Origin of the sequence: Kitasatospora sp. NPDC007106 (assembly GCF_040634455.1) — a bacterium.
GTDB lineage: Bacteria > Actinomycetota > Actinomycetes > Streptomycetales > Streptomycetaceae > Kitasatospora > Kitasatospora arboriphila.
Map to the genome: position 1 here is coordinate 1 of NZ_JBEYFP010000103.1, position 14,680 is coordinate 14,680.

Consider the following 14,680-nt stretch of genomic DNA (forward strand, 5'->3'; position numbering starts at 1 on the left):
GCCGGCGGCCTCGGCGGCCTTGGCGTCCGCGGCCCGGCGCTGCGCGACGCGCTTGGCGAGCGCGCGCATCTCCGGGGTCTGCTCCTTGAGCTGCGCGAGCAGCGGGGTGGCGACGCAGATCGACGAGTACGCGCCGGCGGCCAGACCGATGAACAGCGCGAGCGAGATGTCGTTCAGCGTGCCGGCGCCGAGCATGCCGCCGCCGATGAACAGCAGCGCGGTGACGGGCAGCAGGGCGACCACGGTGGTGTTGATCGAGCGCACCAGGGTCTGGTTGAGGCCCAGGTTCGCGGCCTCGCTGTAGGTGCGCTTGTTCTGCTTGGTGATGCCCCGGGTGTTCTCCTTCACGGTGTCGAAGACGACGACCGTGTCGTAGAGCGAGTAGCCGAGGATCGTCAGGAAGCCGATCACGGTACCGGGGGTGACCTCGAAGCCGACCAGGGCGTAGACGCCGATGGTGATCAGGAGGTCGTGGATCAGGGCGACCAGCGCCGCCAGCGCCATCCGCCACTCGAAGGCGATGGCCAGGTAGGCGGTGACCAGCACCATGAAGACGACCAGGCCGAGCAGGGCCTTCTGGGAGATCTGCTTGCCCCAGGAGGGGCCGATCACCTGGGCGTCGATGTCCTTGGTCGGGACGCCGATCTCCTTGGAGAGCTCCTGGGAGAACGCGGGGCCGCTGATCTTCTCCTCGGAGCTGACCTGGATGCGGATCTTGCCGTCGCCGGTCTTCTGCACCTGCGCGGTGGTGTCACCGGTGATGTGGTTGGCGGCGTCCTGCGCCTGCGAGACCGTCAGGCCCTGCTTCTGGACGGTGTAGACCGAGCCGCCCTTGAACTCGATGCCCAGGTGCAGGCCCATCGCCAGGCCGATCGCCGCGACGAGGACGATGACGCCCGAGATGGAGTACCAGATCTTGCGCTTGCCGACGAAGTCGAAGCTGACCTCGCCCTGGTAGAGCCGGTGGCCGATGTTCCGAAGGGACATGGCGTCAGGCCTCCTTGGGGGCGTTGGCGGACGGGCGGCGACGGCTGCCGCGGATCGGCGGGCGGGCGCCGAGCCGCTTCGGGTCAAGGCCGGACCACGGGTGGCCGTTCGCGAAGAACTTCCGCCGCGCCAGCAGGGTGATCATCGGCTTGGTGAACAGGAAGATCACCACGATGTCGAGCAGCGTGGTCAGGCCGAGCGTGAACGCGAAGCCCTGGACCTTGCCGACCGAGACGACGTACAGCACCGCGGCACACAGGAACGACACGAAGTCGGAGACCAGGATGGTGCGGCGGGCGCGCGGCCAGGCGCGCTGGACGGCGGGCCGCAGCGGGGCGCCGTCTCGGACCTCGTCGCGGATGCGCTCGAAGTACACGATGAACGAGTCCGCCGTGATGCCGATGGCGACGATCGCGCCGCAGACCGCGGGCAGGTTCAGCGCGAAGCCGATGCTCCTGCCGAGCAGGCACATGATCGCGTAGGTCAGGATCGCCGAGACCAGCAGACCGGCGATGGAGACCAGGCCGAGGCCGCGGTAGTAGACGAGCGAGTACACGACCACCAGCACCAGGCCGATGGCGCCGGCGATCAGGCCGGCCTGCAGCTGGTCGCCGCCGAGCTGCGGGGAGACGGTGGTGACGTCGCTCATGTCGAAGGTCAGCGGCAGCGCGCCGTAGCTCAGCACGTTGGCCAGGCCCTTGGCGTCCTCCTGGCTGAAGCTGCCGGAGATGGTGGCCGAGCCGCCGGTGATCGACTGGCTGACGTACGGGTGGGAGACCACCTTGCCGTCCAGGACGATGGCGAACTGGTTGGCCGGGGAGGCCTGCGTGGCCAGGGTGCCGGTGGTGCTCGCGAAGGCCTTGGAGCCGTTGTCGTTGAACGACAGGTCGACCTGCCAGCCGCCGGCCCGCTGGGTGTCGAACAGGGCCGAGGCCTTGGACACGTCGGCGCCGTTCACGGCGACCGGGCCGAGCGCGAACTTGTACCAGACGCCCTGCTCCTTGTCGTAGGAGCAGCCGACCGCGTTCTTCTTCGGGTCGGTCTGGTAGTCCTTGCGCTGCTCCGGCTTGGAGCAGTCCAGCGCGGCGAACTGCTGCTGGACGTCGGCCGGCACGGTGCCCTGGGTGAGCGCCGCGGTCAGCTGCTCGGGGCTCATGCTGGTCGGCGCGGACGGGGTGGCACCGCCGCTCGGGGCGGCCGAGGCCGAGCCGGACGCGGTGGCCGAGGGCTTCGCGGAGGTGGACGGGTCGGCCTTCAGCGCGTCGCTCACCGCGCGGCCGGCCTTGCTGGCGCTGGCGCTGGGGGCGGTGGACGCCTTGCCGGAGGGGCTCGCGGAGGCACCGGAGGCGCTCGCGGACGGGCTGGCGGAGCCGGACGGGGACGGCGAGCCGGTGTTCAGCGACGAGGGGTCGACCCCGGTCGGCGCGAGCGCGACCACGGGACGGAAGTAGAGCTTGGCAGTCGTGCCGATCTGCTCGATCGCCGCCTGCTTGTCACCGCCGTTGGGGATGTTGACGATGATGTTGCTGTCACCCTGGGTCTGGACCTCCGCCTCGGAGACGCCCATACCGTTGACGCGCTTCTGGATGATGCCGGTCGCGATGTCCATGTTGGACTTGTTGATCGCGGCCTTGTCGTCCGACTTGGCGGTCAGGGTGACGCTGGTGCCACCGGCGAGGTCGATTCCGAGACGGGGCGTCTTGGTGCCCGTCCCGAACATGAGGGCGACCAGTCCGACGGTGACCACCAGGATCAGGGCCAGCGCCCGCCCCGGGTAACCGTCGCGCTGGCGCGACTTGGGTGTTGCCACCTTGCTCGTTTCTCCCTGTCCATGCCGCCGCGGGCCGCGCCCCGGTCCGGCGTGAGGCGGGACGGGGGACGGCGGCGCAGGGCGGCCCTGAGGTCATCTGGGCCGGCGGCCGGTTGCCGCACGGCCTGGGTGGGCCCGACCGTACTACTTGGTCTCGGTGGCGTCGGCCTCGGCGTCCTTGGCGAGGCTCAGCGGCTTCTCGGCGTCCTCGGCCTCGGCGGCCGGCTCCTCGTCGGCCTCCGCCGGGCGGCCGTTGATGATCGCGTCGTACTCGAGCGGCTCCAGCACGGCGGCGACGGCGCCCTTGGTGTAGTGCACCACCACGCCGGGGGCGACCTCCAGCTCGACGGTCTCGTCGTTGACCGCCTTGACCTGGGCGTACATGCCACCGATCGTCCGCACGCCGGCGCCCGGCTGGAGGGTCGCCTGCATCGACGCCGCCTGCTGCTGCCGCTTCTTCTGCGAGCGGAACATCAGGAAGATCGCGACGATCGGGAGGATGAGGATGATGAGATTAGCCACAGCCAGGGTCCTTTGCGGGCCGCCTCGGCCGGCGGCCTGGTATACGTCGGCCCGTCGGTCGAGAGGGGCGGTCCGGCGGAGTCTAGGCGACCCGCACTGTACGGACAACGCCAAGCATGCCAGTGTGCCGCCGAAAGTGGCGACCCTTGGCATGCACCCGTTTTCCGGTGGCCGACTAGCGGCCGTCCGGGAACAAAGCGGCCTGGTCGGACGTCTTCGCCCCGCCGCCCTGCACGGGCGGGGCCATCCCGAGGTGGCGCCAGGCCGCCGCGGTGGCGATCCGGCCGCGCGGTGTCCGGGCGAGCAGCCCCTCGCGGACGAGGAAGGGCTCGGCGACCTCCTCGACCGTCTCGGCCTCCTCCCCCACGGCGACGGCGAGGGTGGACAGGCCGACCGGGCCGCCGCCGAACAGCCGCAGCAGCGCGTCCAGCACCGCGCGGTCGAGGCGGTCCAGGCCGCGGGCGTCCACCTCGTACACGTCCAGCGCCTGGGCGGAGATCTCCCGGGTGACCCGGCCGTCGTGCCTGACCTGGGCGTAGTCGCGGACGCGGCGCAGCAGCCGGTTGGCGATGCGCGGGGTGCCGCGGGAGCGGCCGGCGATCTCGGCGGCGCCGGCCGGGTCGATGTCGACGTCCAGCAGGGCGGCGGAGCGGTGCACCACCTGCTGCAGCTCGGCGGGGGCGTAGAACTCCATGTGGCCGGTGAAGCCGAAGCGGTCGCGCAGCGGGGGCGGCAGCAGGCCGGCCCGGGTGGTGGCGCCGACCAGGGTGAACGGCGGCAGTTCGAGCGGGATGGCGGTGGCGCCGGGGCCCTTGCCGACGATGACGTCGACCCGGTAGTCCTCCATCGCCATGTAGAGCATCTCCTCGGCCGGCCGGGACATCCGGTGGATCTCGTCGAGGAAGAGCACCTCGCCCTCGGTGAGCGAGGAGAGGATCGCGGCGAGGTCTCCGGCGTGCTGGATGGCCGGGCCGGAGGTGATCCGGATCGGCGCGCCCAGCTCGGCGGCGATGATCATCGACAGGGTGGTCTTGCCGAGTCCGGGCGGGCCGCTGAGCAGGACGTGGTCCGGGGCGGTGCCGCGCTGGCGGGCGGCCTGGAGCACCAGGGAGAGCTGCTCGCGGACGCGCTCCTGGCCGATGAACTCCTCCAGCAGCTTGGGGCGCAGGGCCGCCTCGACGGCCTGGTCCTCGCCGTCGGCGGCCGCCCCCACCAGCCGGTCTGCCGCCGGGCGGTCGGCGGGGTCGGTGTCGTACGGGCTCATCGGGAGCGGCTCCAAAGTCGACATGACGACTGGTCGTCAGATGGTCAAAGCGTCGGCGGTCAGGCGGGTCCGGGGGCCGCCGGGACCGGTCAGCGGGCCCGGTTGAGCCCCCGCAGGGCGGCCCGCAGCAGGGCGCCGATGTCCGGCACCTGCTGCGCCTCGGCCTCCGGTGTGACCGCGGCGACGGCCTCGTCGGCCTCGCGGGGAGCGTAACCGAGACCGACCAGCGCGGCGTGCAGCTGCTCGTGCCAGGGGGCCGGGCCGGTGGCGACCGGCTTCTGGGCGGGCACGGCGCCGTGCGGGGCGCCGAGCTTGTCCTTGTACTCCAGCAGCAGCTTGGCGGCCTTCGCCTTGCCGATGCCGGGCACCGCGATCAGCGCCTTCTCGTCGCCGCCGGCGACCGCGGCCCGCAGCGCGTCCGGGCTGTGCACGGCCAGCATCGCCTGCGCGAGCCGCGGGCCGACCCCGGGCGCGGCCTGCAGGACCTCGAAGAGGGCGCGCTCGTCGTCGTCGGCGAAGCCGAACAGGGTGAGCGAGTCCTCGCGCACCACCAGCGAGGTGGCGAGCCGGGCGCTCTCGCCGATCCGCAGCCCGGCCAGGGTGTTCGGGGTGCACTGGACGGCCATCCCGACCCCGCCGACCTCGACGACGGCCGTGCCGGCCGCGATGTGGGCCACCGGGCCCTGGACGAAGGCGATCATCGGCGGTACTCCTGACGTGCGGCGGGGCGCCGGGTCGCGGGCGCCGGTGCGGACTTGGCGAGTGCGGCGGCGATGCGGCCCTGGGCGCCGCCCCGCCAGATGTGGCAGATGGCGAGGGCGAGGGCGTCGGCGGCGTCGGCCGGCTTCGGCGGGGCGTCCAGCCGCAGCAGGCGCTGCACCATGGCGGTGACCTGCGCCTTGTCGGCCCGGCCGGAGCCGGTGACGGCGGCCTTGACCTCGCTCGGGGTGTGCAGGGTGACGGGGATGCCGCGGCGGGTGGCGCAGAGCATGGCGACGGCGCTGGCCTGGGCGGTGCCCATCACGGTGCGGACGTTGTGCTGGGCGAAGACCCGCTCGACGGCGACCAGGTCGGGCCGGTGCTCGTCGAGCCACTGCTCCAGGCCCTGCTCTATCTGCAGCAGGCGCACGCCGATCTCCGCGTCGACCGGGGTGCGCACCACGCCGACGCCGACCATCCGCAGCGGCCGGCCGGGGGCGCCGTCGACCACGCCGACGCCGCACCTGGTCAGCCCCGGGTCCACGCCCAGTACCCGCACTCCGCACCCCGTCTTCCGTGTCGCCGCCCGGCCTGCTCCCGCGGCCCTCCGCAGGGTACCGGGCGGCACCGACAACGCCCGCGCCACCGCACCCGAACACGCCGCCGCCCGGCAGTCGTGGGGACTGCCGGGCGGCGGGAGACGGGTGATCAGGCGTCGAGCTCGGCCATGATCTCGTCGGAGACGTCGAAGTTGGCGAAGACGTTCTGCACGTCGTCGCTGTCCTCCAGCGCGTCGATCAGCTTGAAGATCTTGCGGGCGCCGTCGGCGTCCAGCTCGACCTGAACGCTGGGCACGAAGTTGGCGTCGGCCGAGTCGTAGTCGATGCCGGCGTCGACCAGCGAGGTGCGGACGGCGACCAGGTCGGTGGCCTCGGAGACCACCTCGAAGGCCTCGCCGAGGTCGTTGACCTCCTCGGCGCCCGCGTCCAGGACGACGTCGAGCACCTTGTCCTCGTCCACGCCGTCGGCCTTGGGGACGATCACGACGCCCTTGCGGGTGAACATGTAGGACACCGAGCCCGGGTCGGCCATCGAGCCGCCGTTGCGGGTCATCGCGACGCGCACGTCGGAGGCCGCGCGGTTGCGGTTGTCGGTGAGGCACTCGATGAGGACGGCCACGCCGTTCGGGCCGTAGCCCTCGTACATGATGGTCGAGTAGTCCGCGCCGCCGGCCTCGGCGCCGGAGCCGCGCTTGACGGCCCGGTTGATGTTGTCGATCGGGACGGAGCTCTTCTTCGCCTTCTGGATGGCGTCGTACAGCGTGGGGTTGCCGGCCGGGTCGCCACCGCCGGTGCGCGCCGCCACCTCGATGTTCTTGATCATCTTGGCGAAGAGCTTGCCGCGCTTGGCGTCGATCACGGCCTTCTTGTGCTTGGTGGTAGCCCACTTAGAGTGGCCGGACATCGCCAGCTCCTTTACGTCGCCAAAGGGAAATGAACAGAGGAGATCTTACCGGTGTCGTCACCGCGGGGTGGCACACGGTCAGCGCGCCGCCCGCCGGACTCAGCGCAGGGCGTCCTCGACCATCCGCACGAAGTACTCGTGCACGCGGTGGTCGCCGGTGAGCTCGGGGTGGAACGAGGTCGCCAGCAGGTGGCCCTGCCGGACGGCCACGATGCGGCTGTCCGGGCCGTCGGCGGCCGGCACCTCGGCCAGCACCTCGACGCCCGCGCCCACCGACTCGACCCACGGGGCGCGGATGAACACGCCGTTGACGGGCGTCCCCTCCAGGCCGCGGAAGTCGATCGCCGACTCGAAGGACTCGTTCTGCCGGCCGAAGGCGTTGCGGCGCACCGTCATGTCGATGCCGCCGACGGTCTCCTGGTCGTCCCGGCCGTCGAGGATCTTGTCGGCCAGCATGATCATGCCGGCGCAGGTGCCGTAGACCGGCATGCCGTCGGCCACCCGGGCCCGCAGCGGGTCCATCACGCCGAACAGCAACGCCAGCTTGGACATGGTGGTGGACTCACCGCCGGGGATCACCAGCGCGTCCACCTCGGCCAGCTCCTCGGCGCGGCGCACCGGGCGGGCGACCGCGTCGGCGGCGGCCAGCGCGATGAGGTGCTCGCGGACGTCGCCCTGGAGGGCCAGGACGCCGATGGTCGGGGTGCTGCTGGACACGGTGGTTACCTCTTCGGTCGTGGCGGGGGGACGTGCGCCGGCCCGCCGCGCGGACGTGCTGGGCGGCGGGCCGGCGTGGCGCGGGTGGTTACCAGCCGCGGTTGGCGTAGCGCTCGCTCTCGGGCAGGGTGTCGCAGTTGATGCCGACCATGGCCTCGCCGAGGTTGCGGGACGCGTCCGCGATGATCTTCGGGTCGTCGAAGAAGGTGGTGGCCTTCACGATGGCGGCGGCGCGCTTGGCCGGGTCGCCGGACTTGAAGATGCCGGAGCCGACGAAGACGCCCTCGGCGCCGAGCTGGCGCATCAGCGCGGCGTCGGCCGGGGTGGCGACACCGCCGGCGGAGAACAGCACGACGGGCAGCTTGCCGAGCTCGGCGACCTCCTTGACGAGCTCGTACGGGGCGCGCAGCTCCTTGGCGGCGGCGTACAGCTCGTTGTTGTCGAAGCCGCGCAGCTTGGCGATCTCGTTCTTGATCTGGCGCAGGTGGCGGACGGCCTCGACGACGTTGCCGGTGCCGGCCTCGCCCTTGGAGCGGATCATGGCCGCGCCCTCGGCGATGCGGCGCAGGGCCTCGCCGAGGTTGGTGGCGCCGCAGACGAAGGGGGTGGTGAACGCCCACTTGTCGGAGTGGTTGACCTCGTCGGCCGGGGTGAGGACCTCGGACTCGTCGATGTAGTCGACACCGAGCGACTGGAGGACCTGGGCCTCGACGAAGTGGCCGATGCGGGACTTGGCCATGACGGGGATGGAGACCGCGGAGATGATCTCCTCGATCATGTTCGGGTCGGACATCCGGGCCACGCCGCCGTCCTTGCGGATGTCGGCGGGCACGCGCTCCAGGGCCATGACCGCGACGGCACCGGCGTCCTCGGCGATCTTCGCCTGCTCGGCGTTGACCACGTCCATGATCACACCGCCCTTGAGCTGCTCGGCCATGCCGCGCTTGACCCGGGCGGTGCCGATCTGCGGCTGGTCTGCGGTGATGGGGGTGGTGGACACGTAAGACCTCACTCGAAGATGAACCAGTGCTATCGACTTATCGTAGGCCCGGAACGCCCCTTACCGATGCGCCATACAGTCCAGCCGGACCGTCCGGGTACGACAAACAGTAGCCGTTCAGGCCGGGGCGCCTTCGGGGGTGAGCGCCGCCGGGGGCTCGTCGTCCATCTCGAACGCCATCGGGAAGGGCGCGCGCCCGGCCAGCCGGAAGTACCGGACGAGGCGGTGCTCGCGCACCGCGCGGGCAGCCCGGACGGCGTCGTTGTGGAATCGCCGCGCCATCGGCACCCGGCGGACCGCGGCCGTGAGATCCGTCACGGCCTCCTTGCCACCTGGCGCGTCCAGCAGCGCCGCGACCTGCTCCGGCTCGGCGAAGACCGCGCGCAGCGCGAGGCTCAGCTCGCTCTCCGCCACCTCCCGGTGCTCGTCCTCGGCCTGCCGGGCGGCGTGCGAGGCCTCGTACAGCAGCAGCGAGGCCGCCGGGTCGAGCAGCGAGGAGGTGGCCAGTTCCTGGGCCACCGAGGCGCGGCGCACCAGCTGGGCGTCGAGCGAGGCCCGGGCCGCGTCGATCCGCGCGTGCAACCGGTCCAGTCGGCCGGCCGTCCAGCTCAGGTACATCGCGAAGAGCACGACCGCGACGGCGGCCCAGATCCAGGTAGTCACGGCCGGTCAGGCTACAGGGCGGCCGCCCGGTAGACGTCGCGGTCCAGCTCCACCACGTTGACGGCGAGGTGCACCCGCCCGCCGCCGACGTGCCGCTTCAGCAGGTCCAGCACGGCCTCGCTCAGCGCCGTCCGGGCCGCGGGGGCGCGCCCGGAGAGGATCTTCAGCTCCAGGTACACCATGGCCCGCTCCGGGTCGCCGTCGCCGAGGAAGGCGTCCTCGACCGGGCGGAAGCGGGTCTTGCACGACTCCACCGTGGTGTCGATCGCGGCCGCCACCAGCGGGTGCAGCTCCGCGGCGAAGGCCCGCCGGTCGAAGCCGAGGCGCGGCGAGTAGTCGACGGAGATCTGCGGCACGGGGCCCCCTCTGGTCTGTGCGGTCGCCTTACGGGTCGGGCTTTCGGGTGCGCGGTCAGTCGCGGGCGGCCAGGCCGAACCGCTCGCGCCAGCCCACCCGCTCGTCCTCGGCCACCGGCGGCATGCCGTCGGTGACCGTCTCGTACACCGACAGGATGTCCGCGCCGACCGTCTCCCAGTCGAACCGCCGGACGTGCCGGGACGCCGCCTCGCGCAGGTCGCGCAGCCGCTCCGGGTCGCCGAGCAGCTTCACCGCGGCCGCGGCCAGCGCGTCGGCGTCCTCGACCGGGAACAGCTCGCCGGCCGCGCCGCCGTCCAGCACCTGCCGGAACGCGTCCAGGTCGCTGGCCAGCACCGGCGCCCCGGCCGACATCGCCTCGACCAGGATGATGCCGAAGCTCTCGCCGCCGGTGTTCGGCGCGACGTACAGGTCGACGCTGCGCAGCAGCCTGGCCTTCTCCTCGTCGCTGACCATGCCGAGGAACTCGACCTGCGCCCGCACCCCGGGGGCCAGCCCCTCGACGGCCTCCTCGCGGTCGCCCTTGCCGGCGACCAGCAGCCGGGTGCCCGGCCGCTCCTCCAGGATCCGCGGCAGCGCGGCGAGCAGCGTCGGCAGGCCCTTGCGCGGTTCGTTGATCCGGCCGATGAAGCCGATCGTCGCCGGGGCGCCGGTGCCGGCGAGCACGCCGCCCCGCCAGCGCGGGTCGGGCTCGGCGTCGGCGAAGAAGCGGACGTCCACGCCGTTCGGGATGACCACCGCGTCGCCGCCGAGGTGCTCGACCAGGGTGCGCCGGGCGTACTCGCTGACCGCGATCCGGGCGGACATCTTCTCCAGGCCCGGCTGCAGGATCGGCGAGGCGGCGATCATCGCCCGCGACCGCGGGTTGGACGTGTGGAAGGTGCCCACCATCGGCCCGGACGCCGACCACGCGGCCAGCATCGACAGGCTCGGCGAGGAGGGCTCGTGGACGTGCAGGATGTCGAAGCGCCCGTCGTTCAGCCAGCGCCGCACCCGGGCGGCGGACAGGATGCCGAAGCTGAGCCGGGCCACCGAGCCGTTGTACGGCACGGCGACCGCCCGGCCCGCCGAGACGACGTACGGCGGCAGCGCCGACTCGTCCTCGGCCGGGGCCAGCACCGACACCTCGTGGCCGAGCCGGATCAGGTGCTCCGCGAGGTCGCGGATGTGGAACTGCACGCCGCCGGGCACGTCCCAGTCGTACGGGCAGACGATGCCGATCCTCACTTCTGCGCCCCCTGCCCCGCGCCCGCGGCGCGATCGGTGCCGAGGTCGGCCAGCCACAACTTCTGCAGCATGTGCCAGTCCTCGGCGTGCTCCCGGATGCCCTCGGCCCACACGTCGGCGAGCGCCTGCACCATGGCGGAGGTCCGCTCGCGCTGGTCGCCCTCGGCGGGCGGCGGGATCTCCGGGTGGATCTCGGCGCGCATCAGCGGGCCGTCGTACCAGAGCGTCACCGGGAAGAGCGCCGCGCCGGTGCGCAGCGCGAGTGCGGCCGGCCCGGCCGGCATCCGGGTCGGCTCGCCGAAGAAGTCGACCTGCAGGCCGGCCGCCGAGAGGTCCCGGTCGCCGAGCAGGCAGACGAGCTTGCCCTGGCGCAGCCGCCGGGCGAGCGTGCCGATCACCGACACGTCGGAGCCCGTCAGCGGCAGCACCTCCATGCCGAGGCCCTCGCGGTACGCCACGAAGCGGTCGAACAGCTGCTCCGGCTTCAGCCGCTCGGCGACGGTGGTGAACGGGTACCCGCCGGCCGAGGCGATCCAGGCGCCGGCGAGGTCCCAGTTGCCCATGTGCGGCAGCGCGAGCACCGCGCCGCGGCCGGCGGACATCGCCTCGTTCAGCTGCTCCAGGCCCTTGACCGACATGGCGTCGGCGATCCGCTGCAGGCTCCAGGCCGGCAGCCGGAAGGACTCCATCCAGTACCGCATGTAGGAGCGCATCCCGGCCCGGGAGAGCTCGCGCAGCCGTGCCTCGTCCGCCTCCGGGTGCACCCGGCGCAGATTGGCCTCCAGCTGCAGCACGCCCTTGCCGCGGCCGCGCCACACCCGGTCGGCGATCCGCTCGAACAGCGTGCGGGCCACCCGCTCGGGCAGCCGCTTCACCACCGCCCAGCCGGCCGCGTACAGCCAGTAGACCAATCGGTCCTTCACGCCGCCCCCTCGACTCCCGCCGTCTCCCGGTCGGCCTCCTGGGCCTCCCGCCGCACCGTCAGGATGCGCTGCATCACCGTCACCAGGCTGCCCGCCGCGACCACCCAGAGGGCGAACGGCAGCAGCCACTCCACGTACGGCAGGCCGAACGCGGACAGGCCCGCCACACCGGCCGCGACCAGGCTGATCACCAGCCGCTCGGCCCGCTCGACCAGGCCGTTGACGTTCACCGGGAAGCCCAGGCTCTCGCCGCGTGCCTTGGTGTACGAGACCACCTGGCCGCTGGCCAGGCAGAACACCGAAACGGCGCAGAGCAGGTCGTTGTTCCCGGTGCCCGCGTACCAGAGCGCCAGACCGCCGAAGATCGCGGCGTCCGCGACCCGGTCCAGCGTCGAGTCGAGGAACGCGCCCCACTTGGAGGAGCGCCCGGCCTGGCGGGCCATGTTGCCGTCGACCAGGTCGGAGAAGATGAAGAGGGTGATGGTGATCGTGCCCCAGAAGAACTCCCCGCGGGGGAAGAACACCAGGGCGCCCGCCACCGATCCGGCCGTCCCGATCAGCGTCACGGCGTCCGGGCTGACGCCCCAGCGCAGCAGCATCGCGGCGAACGGCGTCAGAACACGTGTGAAGAAGGCACGCGCGTATTTGTTGAGCATGGCCTTCCCGACCGCTCCGATCTCACCGGACTCCGCCCGCGGCCCCTGTGCCGCCGGGCGGCCGAGCGGATCGGCCCGCCCGGCTGGACAATGGTATCCACGCTGATCGCGGGGCTTCGCCGCCCCACGCCCCCGAGCAGCCCGCCGGCCCGACCGGCCCACCACGCACGGCACGGAGGCACCCGACGCCCCGGCCGTGAGCACCGCTTGTGACCCGCGCGAGCGCGCCGCAGCCACCCGCGAACAGCAGGAGAGCAGCCATGGCGGACCGAGCAGCCACCCACACCGCGGCCCCCACCGTCGAACGATCCGACCGGCTCCGCAACGTCGTCCTCATCGGCGCCACCGGAGCCGGCAAGACCACCCTCGCCGAGTCCCTCGCCCTCACCGCGGGCGCGCTCACCCGGGCCGGCAGCGTCCCGGACGGCACCACCGCCGCCGACCACGAGGAGATCGAGCACCAGCAGCAGCGCTCCGTCCAGCTCGCGCTCCTCCCGCTGGCCTGGCAGGACTGCAAGATCAACCTGCTGGACGCGCCCGGCTACGCCGACTTCGCCGGCGACATGCAGGCCGCGCTGCGCGCCGCCGAGGCCGCCGTCCTGGTGGTCTCCGCCACCGACCCGGTCTCCGCGCACACCCTCGCGCTGTGGCGGGAGGTCCGGCTGCGCAACCTGCCCACCGCGATCGCCCTCACCCACCTCAACGCCGTCCGCGTCCACCTCGACGAGGTTCTCGCCACCCTCCAGGACGCCTTCGGCGAGGGCCACCCCGACTCCGTCCTGCAGCTGCACGACAGCGCGCTGAAGGACGGCCGGCTGCTCGGCTCCGTCGACCTGCTCACCGGCCGCACCTACGGCGAGCCCGGCGACCTGCCCACCGTCGACGAGGACCGCACCCACCTGGTCGAGGCGATCGCCGGCGAGGACGACGCGCTGCTGGAGCGCTGGGTCGCGGGCGAGGAGCTGGACACCGCCTCGCTGGGCGACGCGCTGCGCCGCGAGTTCCTGGCCGGCACCGTGCACCCGGTGCTCGCCACCGCGCCGCCCGCCGACCCCACCGGCACCGCACCCGGCGCCGCCGAACTCCTCGACCTGATCGCCGCGGTCTTCCCCTCCCCGTTCGACCGGGCCGACGACCTGCCCGCCTGCGACCCGGACGCCCCGCTCGCCGCCCAGATCGTGCACACCGGCGAGGACCCGTACGTCGGTCGGCTCAGCCTCGCCCGGGTGTTCTCCGGGACGCTGCGCCCGGACACCGTGCTACACGTGCCCGGCGGCACCGACGAGAAGGTCGCCGGCCTGAGCTGCCCGTTCGGCAAGCAGCAGCGGCCCGTCCCGCACGCGCTCCCCGGCGACCTGGTCTGCCTCGCCAAGCTCACCGCCGCCCGCACCGGCGACACCCTCACCGAGGGCACCGAGGCCCTGGAGCCGTGGCCGCAGCCCGAGGCGCTGCTGCCGGCCGCCGTGCAGGCGCACAGCAAGGCCGACGAGGACAAGCTCGCCCAGACCCTCGGCCGGCTCACCGCCCAGGACCCGGCGCTGCGCGTCGAGCAGAACCCGGACACCCACCAACTGGTGCTCTGGTGCACCGGCGAGGCCCACCAGGCGGTCGTCCTGGACCGGCTGCGCAGCCGCTACGGCGTGCACGTGGACACCGTCGACTACAAGGTCGCGCTGCGCGAGACCTTCGCCGCCAGCTCCACCGGGCACGGCCGGCACGTCAAGCAGTCCGGCGGGCACGGCCAGTACGCGATCTGCGACCTCACCGTCGAACCGCTGCCCGGCGGCGGCTTCGAGTTCGTCGACAAGGTGGTCGGCGGCGCGGTGCCGCGCAACTTCATCCCCTCGGTGGAGAAGGGCGTCCGCGCCCAGCTCGCCCACGGCGTGCTGGCCGGCTACCCGATGGTCGACGTCCGGGTCACCCTCACCGACGGCAAGGCCCACTCGGTGGACTCCTCCGACGCGGCCTTCCAGACCGCGGGCGCGCTGGCGCTGCGCGAGGCGGCCGCCAACGGGCGGATCCAGCTGCTCGAACCGGTCGACGAGGTGCAGGTGCTGCTGCCGGACGAGTACCAGGGCGCGGTGCTCAGCGACCTCTCCGCGCGCCGCGGCCACGTGCTGGGCACCGAGCCGGGCGGGCCGGGGATGAGCCTCGTCCGCGCGGAGGTACCGGAGCTCGAACTCGTCCGCTACCCCGTCGAGTTGCGCTCCATCTCGCACGGCACCGGGCAGTTCTCCCGCAACTACCTGCGGCACGCCCCGATGCCCCCCACCCTCGCCGCCCGCTACGAACACGCCTCGTAGGGGAACCCCCGGGAGAGCCCCCAGGGGTGCGTGGGGGCACCTCCCCCAGCCTTCGGCCGGGCGGTGCCCC

General features: G+C 72.8%; 15 protein-coding genes. 1 reads left to right on the plus strand and 14 read right to left on the minus strand.

The window, feature by feature from the left end; all coding sequences use genetic code 11:
- The 14 genes from secF to pgsA form a co-directional block, all read right to left on the minus strand.
- Window positions 1-987 (minus strand): protein translocase subunit SecF (gene secF, locus ABZ641_RS12465; protein WP_359981238.1); only part of this gene is annotated, 987 nt, incomplete at its 3' end.
- A 4-nt stretch (window positions 988-991) separates the two neighbouring features.
- Complete coding sequence (gene secD / locus ABZ641_RS12470) at window positions 992-2,707, minus strand: protein translocase subunit SecD (RefSeq protein WP_344621713.1); 1,716 nt, start codon at window positions 2,705-2,707, stop codon at window positions 992-994.
- Window positions 2,708-2,941: 234 nt separating this feature from the next.
- The gene (yajC, locus tag ABZ641_RS12475; RefSeq protein ID WP_359981240.1) at window positions 2,942-3,319 is read right to left on the minus strand and encodes a preprotein translocase subunit YajC; all 378 of its coding nucleotides are present in this window, start codon (window positions 3,317-3,319) and stop codon (window positions 2,942-2,944) included.
- Window positions 3,320-3,494: 175 nt separating this feature from the next.
- Window positions 3,495-4,583, minus strand: coding sequence for a Holliday junction branch migration DNA helicase RuvB (ruvB, locus tag ABZ641_RS12480; protein WP_359981243.1), 1,089 nt, complete (start codon window positions 4,581-4,583; stop codon window positions 3,495-3,497).
- Between the two features lie 89 nt (window positions 4,584-4,672).
- Complete coding sequence (ruvA, locus tag ABZ641_RS12485; protein ID WP_344621701.1) at window positions 4,673-5,284, minus strand: Holliday junction branch migration protein RuvA; 612 nt, start codon at window positions 5,282-5,284, stop codon at window positions 4,673-4,675.
- The gene (gene ruvC / locus ABZ641_RS12490; RefSeq protein ID WP_359981246.1) at window positions 5,281-5,841 is read right to left on the minus strand and encodes a crossover junction endodeoxyribonuclease RuvC; all 561 of its coding nucleotides are present in this window, start codon (window positions 5,839-5,841) and stop codon (window positions 5,281-5,283) included. Before ruvC ends, ruvA begins: the two co-directional genes overlap by 4 nt.
- Window positions 5,842-5,990: 149 nt before the next feature.
- Complete coding sequence (locus tag ABZ641_RS12495) at window positions 5,991-6,746, minus strand: YebC/PmpR family DNA-binding transcriptional regulator (protein WP_344621699.1); 756 nt, start codon at window positions 6,744-6,746, stop codon at window positions 5,991-5,993.
- A gap of 99 nt (window positions 6,747-6,845) precedes the next feature.
- Window positions 6,846-7,463 carry a pyridoxal 5'-phosphate synthase glutaminase subunit PdxT gene (pdxT, locus tag ABZ641_RS12500; protein ID WP_344621698.1) on the minus strand — a complete coding sequence of 206 codons (618 nt, stop codon included), beginning with the start codon at window positions 7,461-7,463 and terminating at the stop codon, window positions 6,846-6,848.
- Between the two features lie 88 nt (window positions 7,464-7,551).
- Window positions 7,552-8,463, minus strand: a complete 912-nt coding sequence (gene pdxS / locus ABZ641_RS12505; protein ID WP_263102457.1) for a pyridoxal 5'-phosphate synthase lyase subunit PdxS — start codon at window positions 8,461-8,463, stop codon at window positions 7,552-7,554.
- 117 nt (window positions 8,464-8,580) lie between these two features.
- Entirely contained in the window at window positions 8,581-9,126 is a 546-nt protein-coding gene (locus ABZ641_RS12510; protein ID WP_030268533.1) for a membrane protein, read from the minus strand.
- A gap of 11 nt (window positions 9,127-9,137) precedes the next feature.
- The gene (locus ABZ641_RS12515) at window positions 9,138-9,482 is read right to left on the minus strand and encodes an isomerase (protein WP_344621697.1); all 345 of its coding nucleotides are present in this window, start codon (window positions 9,480-9,482) and stop codon (window positions 9,138-9,140) included.
- Window positions 9,483-9,537: 55 nt separating this feature from the next.
- Window positions 9,538-10,728 carry a glycosyltransferase family 4 protein gene (locus ABZ641_RS12520; RefSeq protein WP_359981251.1) on the minus strand — a complete coding sequence of 397 codons (1,191 nt, stop codon included), beginning with the start codon at window positions 10,726-10,728 and terminating at the stop codon, window positions 9,538-9,540.
- A complete protein-coding gene (locus ABZ641_RS12525) occupies window positions 10,725-11,651 on the minus strand; it encodes a phosphatidylinositol mannoside acyltransferase (protein WP_344621695.1) in 927 nt (308 codons plus the stop codon). Before ABZ641_RS12525 ends, ABZ641_RS12520 begins: the two co-directional genes overlap by 4 nt.
- Window positions 11,648-12,307: a phosphatidylinositol phosphate synthase gene (gene pgsA, locus ABZ641_RS12530; RefSeq protein WP_344621694.1), complete on the minus strand. Its 660-nt coding sequence runs from the start codon at window positions 12,305-12,307 to the stop codon at window positions 11,648-11,650. The genes ABZ641_RS12525 and pgsA overlap by 4 nt, the downstream gene beginning before the upstream one ends.
- A 260-nt stretch (window positions 12,308-12,567) precedes the next feature.
- Between pgsA and ABZ641_RS12535 the strand changes: the two genes are divergently transcribed.
- Complete coding sequence (locus ABZ641_RS12535) at window positions 12,568-14,610, plus strand: elongation factor G (RefSeq protein WP_359981255.1); 2,043 nt, start codon at window positions 12,568-12,570, stop codon at window positions 14,608-14,610.
- Window positions 14,611-14,680 lie beyond the last annotated feature (70 nt).